The sequence below is a fragment of the Maridesulfovibrio zosterae DSM 11974 genome, from assembly GCF_000425265.1.
Classification (GTDB): domain Bacteria; phylum Desulfobacterota; class Desulfovibrionia; order Desulfovibrionales; family Desulfovibrionaceae; genus Maridesulfovibrio; species Maridesulfovibrio zosterae.
The window spans coordinates 49,400-72,695 of sequence record NZ_AUDC01000012.1 but is presented as its reverse complement, the minus strand read 5'-3'; the positions used below and the strand labels follow the sequence as shown (position 1 = coordinate 72,695).

At 43.9% G+C, this 23,296-nt stretch carries 22 protein-coding genes; 10 read left to right on the top strand and 12 right to left on the bottom strand.

Going from position 1 to position 23,296, the window contains the following annotated elements:
- Positions 1 to 115: 115 nt before the first annotated feature.
- Entirely contained in the window at positions 116 to 1,021 is a 906-nt protein-coding gene (locus H589_RS0107150; RefSeq protein ID WP_027721385.1) for a hypothetical protein, read from the top strand.
- Positions 1,022 to 1,232: 211 nt separating this feature from the next.
- Here H589_RS0107150 and H589_RS0107145 read toward each other — a convergent pair whose 3' ends face one another.
- The 9 genes from H589_RS0107145 to fusA all read right to left on the bottom strand — a co-directional run bounded on the left by H589_RS0107145 (position 1,233) and on the right by fusA (position 10,860).
- Positions 1,233 to 1,928, bottom strand: coding sequence for an undecaprenyl pyrophosphate synthase (locus H589_RS0107145; protein ID WP_027721384.1), 696 nt, complete (start codon positions 1,926 to 1,928; stop codon positions 1,233 to 1,235).
- A 4-nt stretch (positions 1,929 to 1,932) separates the two neighbouring features.
- Complete coding sequence (frr, locus tag H589_RS0107140) at positions 1,933 to 2,490, bottom strand: ribosome recycling factor (RefSeq protein ID WP_035075429.1); 558 nt, start codon at positions 2,488 to 2,490, stop codon at positions 1,933 to 1,935.
- Between the two features lie 2 nt (positions 2,491 to 2,492).
- Entirely contained in the window at positions 2,493 to 3,212 is a 720-nt protein-coding gene (gene pyrH / locus H589_RS0107135; RefSeq protein WP_027721382.1) for a UMP kinase, read from the bottom strand.
- 455 nt (positions 3,213 to 3,667) lie between these two features.
- Positions 3,668 to 4,297, bottom strand: coding sequence for a translation elongation factor Ts (tsf, locus tag H589_RS0107130; protein ID WP_027721381.1), 630 nt, complete (start codon positions 4,295 to 4,297; stop codon positions 3,668 to 3,670).
- 2 nt (positions 4,298 to 4,299) lie between these two features.
- Positions 4,300 to 5,082: a 30S ribosomal protein S2 gene (rpsB, locus tag H589_RS0107125; protein WP_027721380.1), complete on the bottom strand. Its 783-nt coding sequence runs from the start codon at positions 5,080 to 5,082 to the stop codon at positions 4,300 to 4,302.
- A gap of 195 nt (positions 5,083 to 5,277) precedes the next feature.
- Entirely contained in the window at positions 5,278 to 6,045 is a 768-nt protein-coding gene (locus H589_RS0107120) for a fumarylacetoacetate hydrolase family protein (protein ID WP_027721379.1), read from the bottom strand.
- A gap of 102 nt (positions 6,046 to 6,147) precedes the next feature.
- On the bottom strand, positions 6,148 to 7,851 hold the full coding sequence (locus H589_RS0107115) for a ribonuclease J (protein ID WP_027721378.1): 1,704 nt from the start codon (positions 7,849 to 7,851) through the stop codon (positions 6,148 to 6,150).
- Positions 7,848 to 8,495, bottom strand: a complete 648-nt coding sequence (locus tag H589_RS0107110) for a lysophospholipid acyltransferase family protein (protein WP_245577064.1) — start codon at positions 8,493 to 8,495, stop codon at positions 7,848 to 7,850. Before H589_RS0107110 ends, H589_RS0107115 begins: the two co-directional genes overlap by 4 nt.
- Positions 8,496 to 8,796: 301 nt before the next feature.
- Positions 8,797 to 10,860 carry an elongation factor G gene (gene fusA, locus H589_RS0107105; protein WP_027721376.1) on the bottom strand — a complete coding sequence of 688 codons (2,064 nt, stop codon included), beginning with the start codon at positions 10,858 to 10,860 and terminating at the stop codon, positions 8,797 to 8,799.
- 203 nt (positions 10,861 to 11,063) lie between these two features.
- Between fusA and H589_RS0107100 the strand changes: the two genes are divergently transcribed.
- From H589_RS0107100 to H589_RS0107085, 4 genes are all read left to right on the top strand, one after another.
- Positions 11,064 to 12,017, top strand: a complete 954-nt coding sequence (locus H589_RS0107100; protein ID WP_027721375.1) for a ParB/RepB/Spo0J family partition protein — start codon at positions 11,064 to 11,066, stop codon at positions 12,015 to 12,017.
- Entirely contained in the window at positions 12,017 to 13,120 is a 1,104-nt protein-coding gene (locus H589_RS0107095) for an SPL family radical SAM protein (protein ID WP_027721374.1), read from the top strand. The genes H589_RS0107100 and H589_RS0107095 overlap by 1 nt, the downstream gene beginning before the upstream one ends.
- Before the next feature lie 238 nt (positions 13,121 to 13,358).
- Positions 13,359 to 13,631, top strand: coding sequence for an SHOCT domain-containing protein (locus H589_RS19370; RefSeq protein WP_027721373.1), 273 nt, complete (start codon positions 13,359 to 13,361; stop codon positions 13,629 to 13,631).
- 173 nt (positions 13,632 to 13,804) lie between these two features.
- Entirely contained in the window at positions 13,805 to 14,275 is a 471-nt protein-coding gene (locus tag H589_RS0107085; protein WP_027721372.1) for a hypothetical protein, read from the top strand.
- A 76-nt stretch (positions 14,276 to 14,351) separates the two neighbouring features.
- On the opposite strand, the gene H589_RS0107080 is transcribed toward H589_RS0107085, so the two are convergent.
- From H589_RS0107080 to panC, 3 genes are all read right to left on the bottom strand, one after another.
- Positions 14,352 to 14,876, bottom strand: coding sequence for a hypothetical protein (locus H589_RS0107080; protein ID WP_027721371.1), 525 nt, complete (start codon positions 14,874 to 14,876; stop codon positions 14,352 to 14,354).
- Between the two features lie 179 nt (positions 14,877 to 15,055).
- Positions 15,056 to 16,225 carry a methionine adenosyltransferase gene (gene metK / locus H589_RS0107075; protein WP_027721370.1) on the bottom strand — a complete coding sequence of 390 codons (1,170 nt, stop codon included), beginning with the start codon at positions 16,223 to 16,225 and terminating at the stop codon, positions 15,056 to 15,058.
- A 121-nt stretch (positions 16,226 to 16,346) separates the two neighbouring features.
- On the bottom strand, positions 16,347 to 17,195 hold the full coding sequence (gene panC, locus H589_RS0107070) for a pantoate--beta-alanine ligase (RefSeq protein WP_027721369.1): 849 nt from the start codon (positions 17,193 to 17,195) through the stop codon (positions 16,347 to 16,349).
- 207 nt (positions 17,196 to 17,402) lie between these two features.
- On the opposite strand from panC, the gene H589_RS0107065 reads away from it, so the two are divergent.
- The 5 genes from H589_RS0107065 (at position 17,403) to H589_RS0107045 (ending at position 23,293) form a co-directional block, all read left to right on the top strand.
- Positions 17,403 to 19,817, top strand: a complete 2,415-nt coding sequence (locus H589_RS0107065; protein ID WP_245577062.1) for a GGDEF domain-containing protein — start codon at positions 17,403 to 17,405, stop codon at positions 19,815 to 19,817.
- A gap of 158 nt (positions 19,818 to 19,975) precedes the next feature.
- The gene (locus tag H589_RS0107060) at positions 19,976 to 20,584 is read left to right on the top strand and encodes a lytic transglycosylase domain-containing protein (protein ID WP_027721367.1); all 609 of its coding nucleotides are present in this window, start codon (positions 19,976 to 19,978) and stop codon (positions 20,582 to 20,584) included.
- A gap of 57 nt (positions 20,585 to 20,641) precedes the next feature.
- The gene (locus tag H589_RS0107055; RefSeq protein ID WP_027721366.1) at positions 20,642 to 21,130 is read left to right on the top strand and encodes a chemotaxis protein CheW; all 489 of its coding nucleotides are present in this window, start codon (positions 20,642 to 20,644) and stop codon (positions 21,128 to 21,130) included.
- Positions 21,123 to 22,715 (top strand): CheR family methyltransferase, encoded by a 1,593-nt coding sequence (locus H589_RS0107050; RefSeq protein ID WP_245577088.1) that lies wholly within the window; start codon positions 21,123 to 21,125, stop codon positions 22,713 to 22,715. The genes H589_RS0107055 and H589_RS0107050 overlap by 8 nt, the downstream gene beginning before the upstream one ends.
- A 14-nt stretch (positions 22,716 to 22,729) precedes the next feature.
- Positions 22,730 to 23,293, top strand: a complete 564-nt coding sequence (locus tag H589_RS0107045) for a chemotaxis protein CheW (protein ID WP_035075427.1) — start codon at positions 22,730 to 22,732, stop codon at positions 23,291 to 23,293.
- Positions 23,294 to 23,296 lie beyond the last annotated feature (3 nt).

Below are 23,296 nucleotides of genomic sequence, written 5' to 3'. Positions count from 1 at the left end.
TTAAATTATGAATTTAGTCATAGATGTATTACAGTATGTTTATTGGTAGTATAATTTATGTAAATTGGTGGAGTCTTAGAAAACATATGGCCGTGTTAAAAAGGGGGATGTTTTCATGATTATTTTAGATAGCATAATTAAAGGAACATTACTAATAGGTTGGATAGTAGTCTTGTTGATTCTGGCTTCTCTTGCGGCTTCTGAGAAAGGGGACGAAATTCTTGGAGCAGTTTCCACTCAATGCAGTTGGAAATTAATATCGGCCGATGCAGATAATTCTGACTCTACCATAAGTAATCCCGAGACTGGATGGGAATATCTTGTTGCATATGCAGATGATACGTATACACCTTTTTCAATTATTGCTGCTGTGTTAAATATTGTTCGCCCTGGTTGGGCTGATGTGGGAAAAGCTGAAGTTAAAAAAGGATACCCGATAGAAAAGTTAGATTCATTATATTTTCCACTTTTTGATGTTGTTGACGAGCATCTTAAAGCAATTGTTCAAAATGAAAATATTGATCCTAAAACTAGTGGTATCAAAAGAGAAATATTGCCGTCAGCTTTTTTAGAACTAGAAGAGAATAATCAGGGCTCCTTAAAACTACCGGAAATTGCACTTAACTGGATCGATTACAAAAGAAATGATAATCACAAGATAGAGAAACAGAACAAACTTATAGATACTTTTTTCTTTATGCTGGTACTCGGTGCATTCGGGAGTCTGGTGTTTTTGATTAAAGATTTTTTGGATCCTATAACGAATACCAGTTATGCCCAATATCTTTTCAGACCTATACTCGGGATGTTTCTGGCTATGGCTGTGTTTTTGCTGGATCTGCTTACACATTCATTTTTGTCGACATCTTCAATAGAAAATTTGCGGGTCGAGCCCCTTTATATTTTAGGTTTTGCTGCTGGAATGCTTGCAGAACAAGCATATGCCGCAGTTAATTCAAGAGCGCAGAAAGCAATTGACAGAATGATGAAGGATCAAGAACCGCCATCATCTGAAGTTTAAGCAAGTAATGTAGTGGGTTATGATAACTGTTAGGATGGTCTAAGGTGAAGAGACTTTCATTCGTTGTTGGGAGGTCTTCCGCGAATAGACGTTCTATATAACGAAGACTATGAGCCCGGAGGTTAATGTGTTAATTTTTTGGTATTGTCGTTTAAAATAGAAAAATCCCCGTGGAGAAAATCTTCACGGGGATTTTGGTGTTGCTTCAATATTATATCTGATCGCCTGTCTTTCCGAAGCGGCGCTGGCGTCCGGCATAGTCTGCCAAAGCTTTGTCCAGTTCTTCGGGGGTGAAGTCGGGCCAGAATACATCAGTGAAATATAGTTCCGAATATGCAGCCTGATAGAGCAGATAGTTTGAAAGCCTCTGCTCGCCACTGGTACGGATAATCAAGTCGGGGTCAGGTTGTCCAGCTGTATATAAGTAGTCGGACAGGTTTTCCTCGTTGATTTCATTTTCACTGATTCCTTGAGAAATCATTTTTTTGCAGGCTCGCACCAGTTCATCACGCCCTGAATAGTTCAAGGCAAGATTAAGGGTCATGGATCTGCAATTCTCAGTCTTTTTGATGGTGTGGGCTACAACCTGTTTTACGCCGAAGGGGAACTCTGAGAGTTCTCCTAGAATTTTAAGGCGTATATCCTGCTCGCGCAGGCTGGACAATTCTTTCTTCAGAAAGATTGTCAGCAGGTTGAAGAGCGTTGCAATCTCATCCTTTGGTCTGGCCCAGTTTTCCTTTGAAAAGGTGTAAAGAGTCAGATGCTTAATGCCTAGTTTTCGGCATTTAGTTACAATTGCTTTTGCTGCTTCTGTTCCGGCTTTGTGCCCTTCGCTTCTTGAAAGACCGCGAGCCTTTGCCCACCTCCCATTTCCGTCCATTATAACGGCTAAATGTCTGGGCACCATCGTATTAGATTTCCAGAATTTCCTTTTCTTTTACAACACAAGCTGCATCACATTTTTTGACAAAATCATCAGTGATTTTCTGAACATCGTCCTGAGCTTTGCGCTGTTCGTCTTCGGAAATATCCTTGTCCTTTTCCAGCTTCTTCAGAGTGTCATTCATATCACGGCGGACGTTACGGATGGCAACTTTGGAATCTTCTGTATATTTTTTAGCTATTTTTACCAGATCCTTACGACGCTCTTCTGTGAGCGGCGGAATGGAAATGCGTAATTGCTTACCATCATTAACCGGATTGAGACCAAGGTCTGACTGCATCAAAGCTTTTTCAATAAGCGGAAAAGCTCCTTTGTCCCAGGGCTGAATAGTAATTGTGCGTGAATCAGGCACAGCAACAGAAGCCAGCTGAATGATGGGAGTAGGAGTGCCGTAGTAATCAACAACTGTCTGGTCGACCAGAGATGTTGATGCTCGGCCTGTGCGCAGTTTAGCGAAATCGTTTTCAAGGCTGGTCAGAGCGCCGTCCATTCTTTTTTTGCCATCGGCAAGAACTTCATTAATCATTATTATCCTCCGTGAACAATTGTTCCAATCTTCTCACCTCTGACAACTCTTCCGATGTTCCCTTCTTCGAAAAGGTTAAAGACAATTATCGGCATATTGTTATCCATGGCCAGTGAAGTGGCTGTGGAGTCCATTACACCCAGTCTTTTTTCAAGTGTCTCAAGGTAGGTGATAGATTCATATTTAACTGCGTCGTCATACTTCATGGGGTCTTTATCGTAGACTCCGTCAACTTTTGTAGCTTTTATGATAGCTTCAGTTTTAAGCTCCATAGCTCTTAATGCTGCAGCGGTGTCAGTCGTAAAATAAGGGTTACCTGTTCCGGCTGCACAAATTACCACCCGGCCTTTTTCAAGGTGACGGACGGCTCTGCGGCGAATGTAGGGCTCAGCTACTGCCTGCATGGGAATTGCAGACATAACACGTGTGTCACAACCCATTTTTTCAAGGGCATCCTGAACAGCAAGAGCGTTCATGATAGTTGCAAGCATTCCCATATAGTCGGCAGAAGCACGGTCCATGCCTTTTGCTGAGTCAGACATACCGCGAAAAATATTTCCGCCGCCGATTACCAGAGCTACCTGCAAACCCGCTTTTGCAGCTGCAGCTATTTCACCAGCAAACTGGCTGATTGCTGCGGGCTTAATACCGAACTGCTGATCTCCAGCCAGTGCTTCACCGCTGAGTTTGATCATTACCCGTGAATAGTGCAATTTGTCCATAGTTTCCCTCGTTTTTCCGCGGAACTTGTCCGGTTATGAGTACTTGTCCGACTTCCGGATGTTTTAGTGTGTCAAATGGGGAAATTTAACCCCTTGTATCCGGTATCTTCACATATTTTTTTTTACAAAAATCTCGCTGATTCTAGCAGGAAATTATTATTACTGCCAATCGGCCTGTGTAAAAGGGGAGTTCAACCTGAAATTACCCCTTTAAAAAGCTCAAACCCACACGGAGGTGATCCGTTATGAATTTGAGCTTTGAAAAATATCTATCATCGAAATTCTCATACAGTCGAGGTGGTGAAAATGCCACATCGGAGCCGGAGTATTTCGCCGTGAATCTGTGCTGTGAATATCAAAATTATACAGGTTCAATTTTGTCCTTGGTAGTAGGAAATATGCTTGTTAAAAAATGGACAAAAAAAACGGGCCTTGCGGCCCGTTTTATTGAAGTCTTATTCAGCTTCTGCTTCTTCTTGCTCTTCGGCAACTGCTTCCGCAAGGTTGATGCGGGCGAAGCGTCCGATCTGCATATTCTCACCGAGAATAGCGATGGTCTCATTAAGGAGGTCCTTAATGGTCTTTTTATCATCTTTAATGAAAGGCTGTTCAATCAAACAGACTTCCTTGTAGTATTTATTGATACGTCCTTCGACGATCTTTGCAGCGATATTTTCAGGTTTGCCTTCGGCAATTGCCTGCTGGAGGTAGATAGCTTTTTCTTTCTCCAGAATATCCTGAGGAAGTTCTTCAGGATTTACGCAAAGTGGGCTTGTTGCTGCAACCTGCATAGCGAGGTCTTTGGAAAGCTGAATAAACTGGTCTGCTTTAGCAACGAAGTCAGTTTCACATTTAAGTTCAACCATAGCAACGAGTTTACCATTGCTGTGGGTGTATGTGCCGATCAGACCTTCGCTGGTAGCGCGACCTGCTTTTTTAGCTGCTTTAGCGAGACCTTTTTCGCGAAGATATTTAATTGCTTTCTCTTCGTCACCATTAGTCTCATTAAGAGCTTTTTTGCAGTCCATCATTCCTACGCCGGTCTTTTCGCGCAGGGACTTAACCATCTGTGCGGTAATAGCCATGACTATTTTGCCTCCTGAGGAGTTTCTTCTGCTTTTGCTTCAGTTTCTACAGCTTTTTCGGTAGCTTTAGTCTTTTCAGCTTCCATTTCCTTGTCTTCTTTACGGCGGGCTGCGCCTTCAAGACAAGCGTCTGCCATGTGAGCTGCGAAGAGCTTGATAGCACGGATAGCGTCATCGTTACCGGGGATGATGTAGTCAACCATATCTGGGTCGCAGTTGGAGTCTACAACAGCGACTACTGGGATACCGAGTTTACGGCATTCCTGAATAGCGATCTGCTCACGCTTAGGATCAATTACGAAAGCGATAGTTGGGGCACCGTTAAGGTCTTTGATACCACCGAGTGCAAGATTAAGTTTTTTAACCTCACGACCCATCATTACGATTTCCTTTTTGGGGAAACGTTTGATGGAACCGTCTTCGAACATTTCCTCAAGGTTTTTGAGGCGATCGATGCTTTTTTTAATTGTCTGGAAGTTGGTAAGAGTACCACCCATCCAGCGGTGTGTTACGTGGAACATGCCAGCGCGGCTTGCTTCAGCAGCAATTGCTTCCTGAGCCTGACGCTTGGTTCCGATGAACAGGACCTTTCCGCCTTTAGCAACAGTATCAGAGATAAAGTCGTGAGCTTTACGGAAAAGCTTAACAGTCTGCTGCAGGTCCATAATATGGATTCCGTTACGTGCGCCGAAAATGTAAGGACGCATTTTGGGATTCCATCTGCGGGTCTGGTGACCAAAGTGAACGCCGGTCTCCAGCATTTGTTTCATAGTTACATATGCCATAATTTCCTCCTGGGTTTTTCCTCCATCCCGGCCGTAATGAACCTGCACCTGTTGCAGGCACCCTAGAAATTGCGCGGGATGTGCGAATTTGGCTACGCACCATTACAGGGAATTAATTTTAAAAGCAAGTCCCGGTGGTAGCTTTTTGGAAAAATATTTTTGATTTCATAGATTAAGCAGGACAGAATAAATCCTTTACTGCACTGGAATTTTTGATGATTCATCGGAAACGACTGTATTAGTGAGTGTGCCGATGCCTTCGATTTCAATTTCGACTTTGTCACCGGCATTTATAGTACCGATCCCGTCTGGAGTTCCAGTCATAATTACATCGCCTGGATTGAGGGTCATGATCTGAGAAATATAGCTGACCAGCTGTATTGGAGTATACAACATATCCGAAGTGTTGCCTTCCTGCCTTACTTTATCATTAACTATTGTCCGGATAGCCAGTGATGTTGTATCAAGACTGGTTTCAATGCAGGGGCCGATAGGGGCGAAAGTGTCAAATCCCTTGGCTCTGGTGAAAAGGGTATCCTTACGCTGGAAATCTCTTGCTGTGACATCATTGGCGCATGCATAACCGAAAATCAGCGGTGCAATTTTTTCAGGGGGCATGTTTTTAATTGGTTGCCCGATGATTACAGCCAGTTCAGCCTCATAATCAACTTGTTGTGAGGTTGATGGAAGAACTATCGCATCATTGTTGCCGATAATAGCTGACGGCGGTTTCAGAAAGATCATAGGCTCGTCACCCAGATCCATATTCAGTTCGCTGGCGTGTTTTTTATAGTTAAGCCCGACACAGATAATTTTAGAAGGAACTACAATGGGGAGAACGGTGCTTTCAGAAAGCGGGATTGTTTCAGTGTTAGTCAATCCGGCAATCAGAGGTTTGAAATGGTCTTTTTCAAATGTCGCATAAAAAATTTTTTCGTTATGCCTGATTCTGAAAACTTTCATTTATTCTCCTTGAGGAATTTAAACAGATTGTCGTTTGATTATATCATAAATAATAAATCAATCAAATTAATTTTCCTGTCTATATTTAATAATAAATGCCGTTTATAACACGCACTTATCACACATTGCTTCGCTATCTTTATCTTCATCGCCTGTTATGGAAATTACGAGGGGAATCACTACAGGATCACGTCCCAGAACTTTACGGAAAAATCTGCGCAGAGCAGAGCGGATGCGTTCTTTAAGTTTTGTTGTCTGGCCCGGAGGGATATTTTCGTATACATCAAGGACAATACATTTTGCATCTTCCAGCAGATGTGAATATTGCTGTTCGAAAACAAATCCTTTGGATAGAACTTCCGGTCCGCGCAGTATCTCACCTGTAGAAACTTCTACGACCAGTGCAACAATCACCAGACCTTCGCCTGCGAGAAGTTGGCGTTCTTTAAGGACTGTCTGTCCTACATCACCGACTCCTTTACCGTCTACCAGCGTACACTGCACCTGAACATTTTCTTCAAAACGTATGCCATGCAGCAGGAAGGTCACCGGCTCTCCATCTTCGATTACAAGTGCCCTTTCCGGGGCTACACCTGTTTCAACAGCAAGCCGTGAATGTTTGATAAGGTGGCGGTATTCTCCGTGAACCGGAATGAAATATTTAGGTTGTACAGCTTCAAGCATCATGCGCAGTTCCTCTTTGTGCGCATGGCCGGAAGCATGAATTCCCTGAACTTTCTCATAGAGTACTTCTGCACCAAGCTTATAAAGCCTGTTGATTACTCTGGTAATGGCCTTGGTATTCCCCGGAATGAAGCGCGAGGACATGAGCACAAGGTCACCATCTTTAATAGAAAGCTGACGGTGGTCTCCGGTGGAAAGGCGGGCCAGAGAGGCAAGTGCCTCTCCTTGTGATCCTGTCACCAGCAGTACAACTTCATCATCACGGTAATCAGGCAGGTCTTGAAGATCTATTATGTTGCGTTCATGAACTCTTAATTTACCTTGTTCACGGGCGAGATCAATATTGCGTGAAAGGGATTTACCGCTGATGCCGACTTTTCTTCCTGTTTCTTCAGCCAGGTCGAAAATTTCCTGCATCCGCTGAATGTGGCTGGAGAAGAGTGTGACCAGAATGCGGCCTTCGGCTTCTTCAAACAGATCACGCATGGAGCTTTTAATTTCGCGTTCAGTAAGTGCGTATCCGTCCTGCTCGATGTTGGTAGAATCAGAAAAGAGCAGTGTTACACCCTGTCTGGAAAAGTTTTTAAATGCTTCAAGATCGGTAGCGTGACCATCAAGAGGATTACGGTCGATTTTAAAATCACCGGTATGTACAACCCGTCCTACCGGTGTTTCAATGCCCAGTCCGAATCCGTCAATGATGGAATGGCAGACTGGAAAAAAATTAACAGCCATATCTCCAAGCTGTATACGGTCATGAGCTTTGACTTCACGCAGGTCTACATAATTTTCAAGATTATGCTCACGAAGTTTGTTTTCAACCAGACCAAGTGTAAATCCTGAACCGTAGACCGGAACATTAAGATATGGAAGCAGCCATGGCAGGGCGCCGATGTGATCTTCATGACCGTGAGTAAGCACGATTCCTTTAACGAGGTCTTTATTGGCAAGAATATGGTCGAAACGCGGAATAGCGATGTCTACTCCGAACAGGGCATCGTCAGGGAAAATCAACCCGCAGTCAATAACCACAACAGATTCTGCTGTACTGAGCATCATACAGTTCAGCCCAATTTCACCCAATCCGCCGAGAGGACATACCGTAAGCTGAGGTTCGCTCATTTTCTTAGCTCCGCATAGGTCTTGCCCATGACTTCTTCTAGTTGTTCTTTGAGCTTGAGGCGATCGCGCACAGTGTATTCAGAAATATCTATAGGTGGAAGCGCTTTGATTTTGATGTTTTTAAAAGGATTCATCCACATGCTTCCTTTTCTACAGACTTTGTCTGCGCCGCACATAACAATAGGAGCGATAGGCTTTTGGCATTTAAGAGCCAGAACCATACCACCTGTTTTAAAAGGCAGCAGTTGCTTAGGATCGGGATTGCGTGTGCCTTCAGGGAAAATCAAAGGGGCGTTTCCGCCGTTGGCAACATCAATCGCATTCTGGATATCACGCATGCCTTGTCTACGGTTTTCCCGGTCAATAGAAATATGGTTGGCAGCGGTCATTGCATGGCCGAATACCGGAAAATCAAAAAGTGATTTTTTGGCTACAAATTTGAATTGCCATGGAGCAAGAAATTTAAAAAGCAGCGGAATGTCATAAAAACTCTGGTGGTTGACCATGAAAACATAAGTCTGGTTTTCATCTAGCGCGCTTAAATCAACATCATTATTGCTGGCACAGAGCCAGACAACAAGTCTGCCCCAGTTGCGTTCACACCAGTGACTTCCGGCCTGATTTCGGACAATAATGGCTACCATTGAAAAAAAGATGGTGGCCGGAAAAAATACAATGTAAAAAAATAAAGTTCTTAATATGTTCACGGTAATTTAAGTCGGTTAAAGTATTTAATATATATTTATGTATGCTGACTCATCATAGCTACATATAGTATCACATGGATTACATTTCAGTCATCTATACTCTTGAATTTTGTCTATACTTAAGAGCAACCCCTTAAGTAGTTTAATTTTCCTCGGTAAACAAGGGGGGAGCTGCAAAAAAGAAAAAAGGCCTCAGCAGATGCTTCGGCCTTTGTTTCTTTATTGAAATAGCTTGGAATTAATCTTCGCTTTTTTTACTGAATTCTTCAATAATTTTTTCAGCAATTTGTGGAGGGCATTCTTCGTAATGCGACATTTCCATGGTGAAAGTTCCCTGACCACCTGTCATGGAGCGCAGATCCGGTGCATATTGCAGAATTTCAGACATGGGGACGTGGGCCATAACTTCGGTAACTCCGCTGGCAGAGTCTGAACCGAGTACTTTACCACGGCGGCTGGAAAGGTCTCCGATAATATCACCCATAAACTCGTCAGGAACTTCGACCACAACATTCATGAGAGGCTCAAGCAGAGCAACTCCAGCCTGTTCACATGCTTTTTTGAAAGCCATGGAACCTGCAACTTTAAAGGCCATTTCTGAGGAGTCAACTGAATGATATGATCCATCATAAAGCGTGACCTGAAAGTCAATGATAGGTGATCCTGCCAGGAAGCCTTTGGTTGCTGCCTCCTGAACACCTTTATCAACAGCCGGAATATACTGTTTTGGAATTACGCCACCAACAATACTGTTAACAAATTTATATCCATCACCCTTGGTAACAGGTTCAAGTTTGATCCAGCAGTCACCGAATTGTCCGCGTCCTCCAGACTGTTTTTTATAGCGCCCCTGAACTTCTGCATTGCCTTTGATGGTTTCACGGTAGGGAACTTTGGGAGTTTTAAGGATAATATCAGCTTTGTATCTGCGTCTTGCTTTTTCAACGGAGATTTCAATATGGTTCTGACCCATACCGGAAAGCAGGATGTCGCCGGACTCTTCATCACGGGAAAGTTTGAGATTGAGATCTTCAGCCAGGAGTTTCTGTATTGCCTGAAAAACTTTATCTTCATCTCCTTTTTCTGCAGGAGCAAGCGCAAAAGTGATTAATTGCGGTGCTATAGCAGGCTTTTTAAGTCCAAATTTCTCTTTTTCAGAAGAAAGGGTGTCACCTGTGAAAGTTTCTTTCAGTTTGGCAAGAGTAATAATTGCGCCTGGCCCAATTTCGCCTTTTATCGGTTTTTGCTCTTTACCAACCATCATTTGAATATTGCCGAGGCGTTCCTTGGAGTCGGTATTGGTGTTGGTAAGAGTCATGTCACCGGTAACTGTGCCCGAAAGTACACGGCAGACCGTGAGCTGTCCTGCAAACGGATCAGCAATGGTTTTGAAAACAAATAGAGCAACCGGTGCATCTGGGGAAGAATCGCGGGTGGAACCGTCTTCACCTATCCACGGAGCATGTTCCAGCGGTGAAGGCAGATATGTCTGGATAGTATCTAGAAGGAATGATCCCCCATTATTTTCCAGAGCAGAACCGATGCAAACAGGAAAAAGTGTGCGTTTTTTTATGCCGGAAGTGAGACCCTGTGCAACTTCTTCAGGACTGAGTTCACCTTCTTCTAGATATTTTTCCATGAGATCTTCATCGCTTTCCGCAATGTTTTCAATCATGGTTTCGCGCAGAACCTCAATTTCGTCTGCGATGTCGGCAGGGATACCAGCTTTGGCAAGTTTTCCATTCTCTTCGAACAGATAAGCTTGACCGGAAAGCATATCTACAAAGCCTTTGAAATTTTCCTTGATTCCTATGGGATACTGGAGCAGTACTGGGCTGATTCCAAGCGATGAACTCAGACTGTCAAATGCAGCATCAAAATCTGCACGGTCGCGGTCCATTTTATTGATGAAGATAACTGTGGGAAGTTCTGCATTTTCTATTGCGGCCCATGCTTTGCGGGCAAGTGGTTTTACTCCGTCCACAGCGTCGATAGTAAAAACTGCACCGTCGGCCGCAGCTAGAGAGTAGGGGCGGTCTCCGCAGAAGTTTGCGTCACCTGGAGTGTCGATAAGATAGTGGTCGTTTTTCTTCCACTTATAACCGGCAAAACCTGACTGGATTGAGCCGCGGCGTTTAATTTCTTCAGGTTCGGTATCAAGGGCTGTGGTCCCATCCTCGATTTTTCCGAGTCTGTCTATAACGCCGGCATTAAAAAGAATCATCTCTGCGGTTGATGTTTTTCCACAACCGCCGTGGCCTACAAGTGCAAAAGTCCTTTGGTTTTTTAAAGCTTCAGACATTCAACAACTCCGTTTCTCTGAATGTTCAACAGCCGGGACCATTATGACCCGGCTCACAGGTCTTAAGGTGCAACTTATAATTCTTCCTAATGATCCGTATAGGTATACCCATGCTAACATGTCAAGCATAGATAAATTATTTAATTTCGTGCACAAGTAATTATTAAGCAGGGCATTTTTTATTCTTAAAGAGGTTTTTAAAATTGAATGATATTCATATATACTCCTTGGAAACAGCTGAAATAGACTGTTGCGGCAACTGGCTGCTTTACCCCGAATCAGCTCCTGAAAAGCTTATTTTGTCATTTAAAAAGAACGGTCAGCTCGTACCTGTTCTGATTGCAAAAGAAGATGGTAGAAATCTACTTATTGCAGGACGCACGCGCGTTGCCGCAGCCGCAAAACTGGGCATGAAAGTTTCTGCCATATTTGTTGACGCTGCCGATGATATTTCCCGTGCAGTCATGCATCTTGAAGAAAACAGTTCCCGCACTGTTGATGACAGCCTAAGACTTGCCGTTTTTAGATTTTTTTTCGCGCGCATGGATAAAACCGATCTATCGAAGGAAATAGGGCCGCTTCTTGGGCTTAAGCTTAAATCTCGTGAAATGAATTTCTGGCTGGACTGGATGGATATGGAACCTGAGTTTGACCTGTTGCTTGCTGCCGGAAATATCCCGCTTGCAGCTGTCTCAGTGCTTTCCAGACTTTCAGCTTCTGATCGTATCAGTCTTCTTCCGTATTTTGAGAAAGTAAGCTGGTCCCGCTCCAATGCGGTTAATTTTCTGACTTGGCTTTATGAAACTGCCCGTCGTGAAGAAAAATCTGTTTCCGAACTTTTGAAAGAGGGAGCACTTGATACCGCAAGGGAAAATGAATCGCCAAAAGATGCTGTGGCCAGATTGTGCCGGTCAGCTAAGCAGTTTCGTTTTCCGCATCTTAGCAGGCTTAAGAGAGCGCATGAAAAAATTGTTACTGAAATCTGTGCCGGTACCAAATGGCGCGTTGATTGCGTAGGAAACTTTGAAACCGGGGAAGTCATGCTTCAGACCCGTTTTAAGTCGCGTGAAGTTATGCAGAAGGCCATGGATGATCTTGAATCAATTGAGAAACTTCAAGGCTGGGACGAACTTTTTGAGCTGGGCAGGGATAAGTGATGGCAGAAGAATTTCATCTCCCCGATCATCTGAAAGAGATTGCTAAAATTTATATAGACCGTTCCATGGTCGATGCACCGTTAACTGCACGGGTTACCGGCCGCCTGCCTCAATTGCCTGTTGAGATTGTCGATCCAGATAATTTCCCTCACGGAGAACTTGACGGCAAGCAGTCGCTTTACCTGAAAGAATACAAAGGTAAATTCTTACGCTTTTGTCCGGGAACACGTTATTACCACTGTTGCGGATATCGGATCATACACATCGGTGAAGGTTGTCCCATGGCTTGCTCCTACTGTATTCTGCAGGCGTACTTTCAAGATAATGTGCTTAAAATTTGGGCGAATCAGAATGATCTTTTCAGTGAACTCGGCAAGGCTTTTTCAGCTGATCCGGGAACCCGTTATAGGGTAGGGACCGGAGAATTTACCGATTCTCTGGCTCTTGAAGCTGTAACCGGATACAGCCGTGATCTCATAGAATTTCTGGGTGACTACCCAAATGTATGCCTTGAACTCAAGTCCAAGGTTATAGACCTTTCATGGATGGACGTAGTTAAACGTACCGATCGTGTTCTTCCTGCATGGTCACTGAATGCTCCTTTTGTTAACGAGCATGAGGAATTCGGAGTTTCAACTTTGCGTGAACGTCTTGAAGCTGCCCGTACCTGTGCTCAGGCCGGATTCCGAGTCTGCCTGCATTTTGATCCTATCATCCGATTCAAGGGCTGGCGTGAAGGATATGCAGAAATTATCGACATGATTTTTGATTACGTCAAGCCGGAGCAGATAGCTTATTTCAGTCTGGGATCATTCAGGCATATGCCGCATTTGAAGCCGATCATTGAGAAGAACTTTCCTGATACGACTTATATTTTCGATGAATTCATTACCGGAAATGATAATAAAATGCGGCTGCTGCGACCTTTACGCTTGCGTCAGTTCAAATTTATAGTTGATCGTCTGCGATCTCACGGTATGGATAAGCAGCTTTATTTTTGCATGGAATCAACTGAGAACTGGCAGGATATATTCGGCTACACCCCCAAAGACCTCGGCGGACTAGGTAAGCATTTGATGAAGCAGGCTTTTGGAGAGTCGTAAATACTTTCTGCAGTCAATTTGAGACATGAAGTCCTGCCGGACGGGCCTGTGATTAATGCTTCTTGCAGAAGACTACAAAGAAAGCAGAATATACGCCGTTTACTTGTGCATTTTCGGTGTTTATTTTGTGCTGTATGTTGCACTTTGATATATTTTTTTTACCTAAGTACTCTGCAATATAGCTTAAATTTACTGGCATGAAATATGCTTTATTTGAGTATATAATGGAGGTATAAAAATGAGCTTTATCAGTACATTTGGCAATTGGTGCAGCGGTTCGGCATTCGGACATGGTGCAGGGTATGGAATGGCTGGATTTATGCCTTTCCATTTTGGCGGAATATTATCGCTTATTGTGATTGCAATGGCTGTTTATCTTCTTGTGGGTATGTTCCGCAGACCATCAACATGTTCTTATGATCCGTCTCCTTCTGAAATTCTTAAAAGGCGTTATGCCGCAGGCGAGATTGATAAGCAGACATATAATCGAATGAAGGATGATTTGAAGTAGGCTTTTAAAAGACGCTTCATGATCGGCAGATGAAGGCTTGTAGATAGTTTGCTTATGCTGAGCCAGAAGGGAACTCATTCCATGAGTATCGCTAATCTGAACGGTGAATGCATGCTTTGTTTGATATACGATAAAACTTGGTGTAATAATCCGGTTAAAGGGGGATTATGCCAATGTCCTTGAAAGATTATCAAAGTCGAATTGACCGCTTGCAGAAAGGTTTGGGAAAAGCCTTTATTGAAAATCCCTTCATTCTGAATATACCGGGAAAATCCATAGCTCTAAAAGTGGACCCGTATTACTACGTGGCTTTTGAACCGGGATTTACAGATAATCTCAGTCGGTTCGGGGTCATGTTGCAAAAAAATGTACGCGACACTCTTGTACGTACCGGAAATCTCGTAACGGACCATGAGTCCCGCAATCCGCTGATTAAAATACGCATGAAGTGGGATGAGCGAAGTTACTTAATGAATGTCTGTTTTGTTGAATCAGAATTTATCGATCAATCTCTTAAAATGTATGGTGGGGTTGTAGGTGATATAGGATTGTCAGAATTGCGTATCCTTGAAACCGAACGTGAAAGACTTGATAAGTTTTTTGGAGAAAGGACTCTTTTGAAGAGTGTGGCTTTCACAGAGTAATGACTAAAATTATATTTTAAAAAAGCCCTTCAGAGCAGATGCTTGAAGGGCTTTTTTGAGATGCGGGCAGTAATAATTATCTTTTAAGTTTGCTCTTGGGACAGTTTTCTTCAAGGTAGCAGACTTCACATCCGCCGGAGTACGGGAAAGGAGTGAAGACAGCATACTGTCTGTTCACTGTTCCTTCTGCGTTCCATGTGAGTCCTAGTGATTCGAATGCTTCAAGAGCGGCTTCACCCGGTTTTGGCAGAGGCGCACATTTGCCTTCTTCCAATTCCGGTAGAAGTGACTGGGCAGCGGACATGATCAGGGTAATGGCGAGGTTGTGGTGTGCAAGACCTTCGGTCGGGGTCTCCTGCCAGATATCTTCCACTGCATCCTCTACGTCCTTTTCAAGGAACAGGAGCAGAAAATCAGTACCTTTGCCGTCTTCGGGCTGCTTGAGCTTGTAGGCTTTTAGAAATGGAACCCATTCATTCCATCTTTTTTCGAGGCTTTCCATGAGGGAATGCTCAATGCGGGTGGAGCCGTTAAGTTCGGCAAAGTAAAAAATGTTAAATTCCGGTTTGGGACTTGCTTCGGTTATTTTAAGGGAATTCATATGTATTTTCTCCTCGCTCAATCTGCCTGAAAGTAGATTTGTTCAGGCATGCTGATTAATTTTCAAAGTATGTAAGGAGTCTTCTTTACATGGTTAGGGGCAATGGCTCAAGTGTAAAAAGTCCCCGGAAGCATTGTTGCTTCCGGGGACTTATATGTCAGATTTAAACCTGATTACTGCTAGATTTTACAAGCAGTTCTGAGGTCGTCTACTGCGTCTGTTTTTTCCCAGGTGAAGTCGGGGTTGTTGCGGCCGAAGTGACCGTAACATGCAGAAGGCTTGTAGATGGGGCGTCTGAGGTCCAGTCTCTGGGAGATGTACCATGGGCGCAGGTCAAATACTTCTTTAACTGCATTGGTCAAGGTTTCATCATCAACCTCGCCGGTTCCGTGGGAAGTTGCGAGAATGGAAACAGGTTCAGCAACACCGATAGCGTATGCAACCTGTACTTCTGCGCGTTCAGCAAGGCCTGCTGCTACGATGTTTTTAGCGATGTAGCGAGCCATGTATGCGCCGGAGCGGTCAACTTTGGATGGGTCTTTTCCGGAGAAAGCACCACCGCCGTGGTTACCCATTCCGCCGTATGTGTCATTGATGATTTTACGGCCGGTAAGACCGCAGTCACCCATAGGACCGCCGATTACAAAACGGCCGGTGGTGTTGATGTAGATTTTAGTAGCATCATCAACCATGTCAGCCGGGAGAGTTGCGAGAACAACTTCTCTTTTAATATCTTCATAAATCTGACCCTGCTCGATGCCGTCATCGTGCTGTGCAGCGATAACAACGTCTGCAATGCGGACAGGTTTACCATTGAAGTATTCGAAAGAAACTTCGGTTTTACCGTCAGGACGCAGGTAGTCGAGAGTCTTGCTTTTGCGGACTTCGGTCAGTTTACGGGAAAGTTTGTGAGACCAGTAAATTGGTGCAGGCATCAGAGTATCAGTTTCTTTACAAGCGAAACCGAACATCATTCCCTGGTCACCGGCTCCCTGACTTTCAGGGGAGCTGCGGTCAACACCCTGTGCGATATCAACGGACTGTTTATCAATAGAAGAGATAACAGCACAAGTGTCAGCGTCAAAACCCATGTTGGAATTGACATATCCGATTTCGCGAATGGTATCACGAACGATAGCCTGAAAATCAGCGTAGCCTGTGGTGCTGATTTCACCGGCGATGAATGCCATACCTGTTGTTACCAGGGTTTCACACGCTACACGTGCATCTGCATCCTGAGTAAGAATAGCATCAAGGATTGCATCAGAAATCTGGTCAGCCACTTTATCTGGATGACCTTCTGTTACGGATTCAGAGGTAAAAAAGTACTTGCCTTTGCTGCTGATCATTAAAGTTCCTCCTAGAGTGAAGTAAAGAGAGCATTTACTGGAACCGTTTTCCAGTAAGGCTCTGAAATATTGGTTTAAAATTAACTATATAAATAAATTTGCATATAAGAATAAACTAACGTTACACGTTTATTTGCAAATTGTCTATCAATCTTGCTTTGCCAACCTGCACTGCCACAGCACAAAGTGCCGGACCTTCAATTTTCTCAAGAATGCTTATATTCTCAGGGTGGACAATTTCGATGTAATCCACCTGACTGCCGGGAATATTGGCGGCGTAAAAATCAGTTAGTGATTTTTTAAGTTTAGCGGAGTCTGCTTCACCCTTTGCAACAGCTTTTTTCATCTCTTGCAATCCTTGCTGGAGCATGGGGGCTACCTTCTTCTCTTCTTCTGTCAGATATACATTGCGGGAACTTAGAGCCAGACCTGATTCCTCACGAACAATGGGATGTCCTTGAATATTTACAGGAATATTCAGGTCGCGGACCATGCGTTTGATAAGAGCCAGCTGCTGCCAGTCCTTTTCACCGAACACAGCAATGTGCGGCAGGGCGGTCATGAACAGTTTGGTTACGATTGTTGCAACACCTCTGAAATGAACCGGACGGGACTGTCCGCAGAGATTTTTCGCAAGTTCAGGAACTTCAACCCATGTACTGTGTGTAGGATAGTACATGGAACCTTTTGAAGGGATGAACAGGATATCAACACCGCGTTCTTCAGCCAGTTTTGAATCGCGCTCGATATCATTCGGATAATTGTCTAGATCTTCGTTTTCACCGAACTGAGTTGGGTTGACGAAAAGGCTGACTATAAGCACATCGGCCTGCTTGCGGGCCTCACTCATCAGCTGCAGATGTCCTTCATGGAAAAATCCCATGGTAGGAACAAGGGCGATTGTTTTGCCCTCACTGCGAAGCAGCAGGGATAAATTTTGTAATTCTTGAGGATTTCTTATAATTTCCATTTTTTTACCGTAATAATTTGAATATAGGTGCTAAAAAAATATGTAAAACTGGGAAGTTCAATTACGCTTATCGGTTATATGTGTCCATCTCATAATTGTGTTTTCGCAGGGAAGTATACACTGATTTCAGTATTTAAAAAATATTTTTTATATCCCTGTCTATTTAGCCGCTTGTATTGCAATGCGTTGCGGGTTATTGCCTTTGCCATGAACAAGGATAATCTATTTAAAGATGGAATCAGTCTGACTCCGCCGGATTTAATCCGCTATGAGCATACCCTCAAGGATTTGATTCAGGAGTTCCTGCCTTTTGAATCTTACAGCCTCTATTTTCCCAAGCCGGCTAAAGGCCAGTTTCGTGCTGAACTCAGTTTCAGTTACAATGAGGAAGAAGGAGAGTTGTTGCTGCCGCTCAGACTTCGTGGTCGCGGCCTCTGCTATTTTATTGCCAGAGGTGTAAAACTCAGTTCTCCTGATACGACTCCACCTTATCTGGAAGCTCTTGCCACCTGCTCACTAGAAAAAATTCTGCTTTATAAAACATCCATCACGGACAAGCTGACCGGTATGGCAACCCGTGAATATTTCATGACCAAACTGGTCAAAGAGCTGGATCTTATTCAAAATTGTATGATGCCGGCTCCCGGCGGATGCAAAGATCCGGGTATTCCTACTTTCAGTGGTTCCGTTGGAGTTGTAGTTCTTGATCTGGATAATTTTCAGCGCATTAACGACCGCTATGGCTACTCTATTGGTGATGACATCATTTCCAATGTGGCTTCATATATCAGCGACGCTGTGTTTGAATCGGTCATTTGTGCCAGAATCTTTGATGATAAATATGCCTTCCTTATTCCTGATGGACGGCCCAAGGTCTGCGCCAGACTTGCCGAAGAGTTGCGGGCACTGGTCGAAAGCCGTCCTGTGGAAGATCCTGTAACCGGTGATATCCTTAAAATTACTGCCAGTGCAGGTTTTGCCAACTATCCGCAGAGTTTGTCCGGGCCGCATTTTAAACGCAGTGCAGAAGAGCAGAGCCGTATTTTAATGCGTAAGGCTGCTAAAGCCGTAGCTACTGCCAAAGATTCCGGGCGTAACTGTGTTTTTGCTTATTCCGATATTTTGAAGCGTGGTGGCAAGGTTTTGGAGATACTGCCTCTGCAGCGTCTTGCTCTCAGTATCGGCCATAGTGTTGATGCCCGTGAAGGGGGCCGTTTTCTGGTCTGGTCCCCTGATTATCAGTCCGGCACGCAGGTCAATCTTACCGAAGATGAGCGTATTTCAGGCTCTTATCCCACCATGTACAAGGCTGAAATTGTTGTGATCGAAGTGCAGGATGAAATCGCTTTTGCGGAAATCCTGCATTTAAGTGACCCAGCATGGCCTGTGACAGAAGGTGACCGCCTGACTATGCTTGACGAGAAGGACAGCTTTTTTGATACGCAGGCCGGACCTGAATCATCAACTGCTCCGCAGCGTGATATAGTCACCGGACTTTATAATTACAAAGAATTTATCGGGCGTTACAGCCGTAAACGTCAGAATATGGATAAATTTTCTGTCGCAGTTCTGCGTCTTGCTGCCAATCCTGCAGAACAGGGCGGTAATTTTCAGAAATTGACTGATGCGCAGGTGCAGAAAGTTGCTTCACGGGCAGAGAGCTTTTTTGATGAATCATGCATGGGCGGGCGTTACAGCTTGAACAGCCTGATTTATTTTTTTCCTCATGAGGAATCCGACTCCGTAATGGAAAAGATTTTGCGATTGGTGCGTGAATGTCTGGCTGACTTTGATATTGATCTTGCCGCAGGAGTCGCATCATTTCCATTTTTGAACTACAGACGTAGCGAAATTCTTGATAACTGCCGCAAAGGCCTTGATCATTCATTAATGATGGAAAGACCTATGGTGGCTCAGTTTGATTCTGTTTCACTCAATATTTCCGCTGACAGGCTTTACGTGGATGGCGATATTTACGGAGCCATTGAGGAGTTTCGTTTGGCACTTCTTGCTGACTCGGATAATATTCTGGCCCGTAATTCGCTGGGTATCTGCTATGCGCAGGTTGGCAAGCCTGAGAAAGCCCGTAAGCAGTTTGAACATGTTCTGGAAATTACTCCTAAAAATATAATGGCTCTTTATAATCTGGGCTGGGCCTGCCAGATGCTCGGTAATCGTGACCGGGCCAGAGAAGCCTATGAAAAATGCCTTGAACTGGAACCTGAAAATGTCTTTTCTCTGGTTCGGCTCGGAGTTCTGGCAGAACAGGATCTAGGTCTTGATGAGGCTGAAAAGTATTATTTAAAAGCTGCTGAATTAAAGGGCGGAGATTCACTGACCATGCGGCATCTGGCCCGTCTCGCCTATGCCCGTAAAGATGTTAATAAAGCCCGCGAATATCTGCATCTGGCTCTTAATGCCAATCACAATGATGCTCATGCCATGAACCTTCTGGCACAGCTTTATCTGGAAAGTGGGGAAGATCCGCAGATCGCTGAAGTTCTTGCCCGTCAAAGCGCAGCTCTGAAGCCGTCAAGAAATGAGTTCTGGGAAACTCTGGCCGATACACTCGATGTACAGGGAAAAAAAGATGAAGCCAAAAAGGTTCGTTCCAGAATATAGGCTTTGTGCTTGAAGTATTTAGCGCTTTTATGTGGTGGATTTTTCATTTTTAAGTATGTTGTGAATATTAAGGTTTAAGTCGGTCAGAAAGTTTTTAAAGTAGAGGTCAGAGAGGAAAAGTTTTTCCTCTCTGGATTCCTGAGGAAAGTTTTTAATTAGTGTCCAGAATCTTTGTTGCTCTTTACCTTCTTATATGCGGGACAATCGTGTTTCGCATGTTTATTCCCGAAGATGTGGAACGTGAGTTTTCTCCTTCCATCCGGCGGGAGGTCCAGCAGCGGGTAATGGTTGCGGAAAATGAGCGTAAACCTGTTGAACCTTTGTTCAGACAAGTGGCCACAGAATTTTCGCTGGACCCTGAAATTCTTTATGCTATCGCCGATCATGAAAGTGGCAACAATCCATGGGCATTGAATATTGAAGGGCGGGCAATTTATCCGGCGTCACGGGAGAAAGCTCTTTCTATAATTGAAAAGAACCGAACCAAAAGTTTTGATGTCGGGCTTATGCAGGTTAACTCATTCTGGATAGATAAATTTGATTTAAGTGTTGCTACGGCTCTTGAGCCTGAAGGAAATGTACGTCTCGGAGCATGGGTTCTTAGATATTGTCTTGATAAGTATGGCTATAACTGGCGGGCAATAGGGGCATATCACACCGGCTCACCCAAAAAAATGCCGGAACGATCCCGGGCTTACGCAGAAAAAGTCATGAAAAAGTACAATTCTTTGATGGAAATATCCCGTAATGTCAAAAAAAAGAATTAAACTGATCAGGAATATTAAGAGCGCAAATACATTGTTTCCTACTTACCGGACCAAGTTATGAATGAAAATGACTACGTAATTCTAGATGTCGAAGCCTGTAAATTTGCTATTCCATCTGTGCAGGTGGATAAAGTTGAGCGGGCGGTTTTGCTGACACATGTGCCTGATGCACCTGAACCTGTACTCGGGGTGATCAGTGACGGTGGCAGGGTGATCCCTGTGCTTGGTTTGCGCAAAAAGCTGGGGTTGCAGGAAAGGGATGTTATTTTATCTGACCGATTGCTTTTCAGTGAATGTAATGGGCGTAAAATTGCTATTCTTGTTGATAATGTCAGTGCTGTTGTAGAGATTGAGCCTGGTTTGGTGAGGGTAGCGGATGAAATCTGGCCCGGAGTTGTTTTTTTGAAATCTCTAGCCGGAGTAGATGAGGATGTTGTTCTGGTTCAGGATCTGGGCGCAGTGCTTGATGTAGAGCAGGGTTTTAAACTTGATGCCGCTTTAAAGGCTATGAGAGATCTGGGAGATATTGAAGCTGATGGTGAATGATTTGACTGATGAAAAAATTCAGCAGCTTGCTTCAATGGTCCGTGATAAGTACGGGCTTGATTTTCAATCTGATCGCTGGCGTGATCTGCGCCACGCAGTGAAAGATTTTTATAGTGATAATAAAAAATTCAACTCGTCCGTGCAATGTCTTGATTACATAATTTCTCCGCAGGCAATGCAAAAAGATCTAGAACTTTTTATTAATAACCTGACTATAGGCGAGACATATTTTTTTCGTGATCCACGGACATTGGACGTAGTTGAGCAGGATATTCTACGCAATAAATGCGGAAAAGGAAGTGGTATTAACGGTGCCGTCCGTATCTGGTCTATGGCCTGTGCTACAGGGGAAGAGCCTTATACACTGGCAATGATCTGCAATCGGTCAAAAGTCTGTTGTGAAATTTTCGGGACTGATATCGACAGCAGGGCACTGATAAAAGCAGAAGAGGGGCATTACCGCAAATGGTCTTTTCGCACCGAAGCTACAGCTTACCGGGATATTTATTTTCATGAATCCGGTACAAATTCATATTTCATAGACCAGTCCATCAAGGATATGGTTACTCTTACGCGTTTTAATCTCATTGGCGATAAGATCCCTGCATCATTTACTGGTATGGATCTTATCTTTTGCCGCAATGTTCTAATGTACTTTTCTTCAGAGGGAGTTAACCTGGTTCTGGATAAGATCTGGAACAGCATGAGTCCCGGAGGCATACTGGTGGTTACTGCCAGTGAATCGGCCCTGATAACCAATCATGGAAAGTTTGAGCCGGTCAGTTTCGGCCCCGTCCTTTTATTTCGGAAGAATGTTAATTTTGCTCCTGAGAAACTGCAGTTTTCAGATTTATATGATGATTCAATATCTCCGGACAGTTTTGACTTGCCACAGGGGTTTGGCCTTTCAGGATCGGATTTTTCAGACTATCAGTCAGGTGATTTTTGTGATGATTATACTTCGCCTGAAGCTGGCCCGGACTTATTGGTGCAGGACGATACAGATATTTTCAGCACAGATATTCTGGATAGTTCAGAAACAATGCAGCCATCTTCTGAATCTGCAGTTGACTCATGTGGAGTAGACTTTATTGCAGAAGCTGAGAAGTTGCGCCGAATTGGTGATAAATCCGGTGCATTGACTCTGCTTAGAAGGAGTCTGGATACTGGACTAAGCAGAGATAAGAAAGTGGCAGTTCTATATGCTCTGGCTGAAATAAATGCGGATTCAGGTATGCTTGACGATGCAGCATACTGGTGTAAACAGGCTATTGAAGCAGACAAGGTATCTGCTGAGCCGCACTTTATGCTCGGGCAGATCAAAATGCAGCAGGGAGACTTGGACGGTGCAGTTGCCGAAGTTCGTAATGCGATATTTTTAAATTCGGGTTTTATTATGGCTCACGTGGTACTTGGCAATATTTATATGTCCTGCAGTGACAAATTATCTGCCATGAGGCATTTTAGAATTGCTTTGCAGGAACTTGACCGCTTGGAACATGATGAAATCATTCCGTACTCTGATGGAACAACTGCCGGAAGACTTAAGGAAATGGTTAAACTGGTTAACAATAACATTGGTTAACAGGTACTGAAATTATGGGAAATTCTAAGGTCTCTGAATTTATAGGCCGTGAAAATGACCGTGAGCTGCTCCGCAAAAGAGCGGTGAAACTGGCGCTAAATGTTGATGACGATCTCAGTGAGCATACAGAAAGCAACTCACGGGATTACGTCATATTCAGTATGGGCGGTAATATTTATGCTATCGAGACTGTCTTTATCAAAGAAGTTCTTGAACCTGATGAGATTGTTTCTGTTCCCTGCACACCTGAATTTTTGAAAGGGGTGGTCAGTGTACGGGGTAATATCTGGGCTGTTGTGGATTTGTGTGTCTTTTTTGGGACCGGTAAGCCCGTTGATCCACAGAGTTCTAAAGTGTTACTCCTATCTTCCGGTGAGAAAGAGTTTGGAATTGTTTTAGATGAAGTTATCGATGTTATACCTATTTCAAACGTTGAAAATAAGCCGCTTACTCAGAGTAATAACTCAGTATATCTCTATTCCAGAGGAGTTACAGAAGACCTTAAAATTATTTTAAACGGTGAATTGCTGTTAACTGAAAAAGCCTTCGTAATTAATGAGTCCGTAGGCAATATTTAGCGT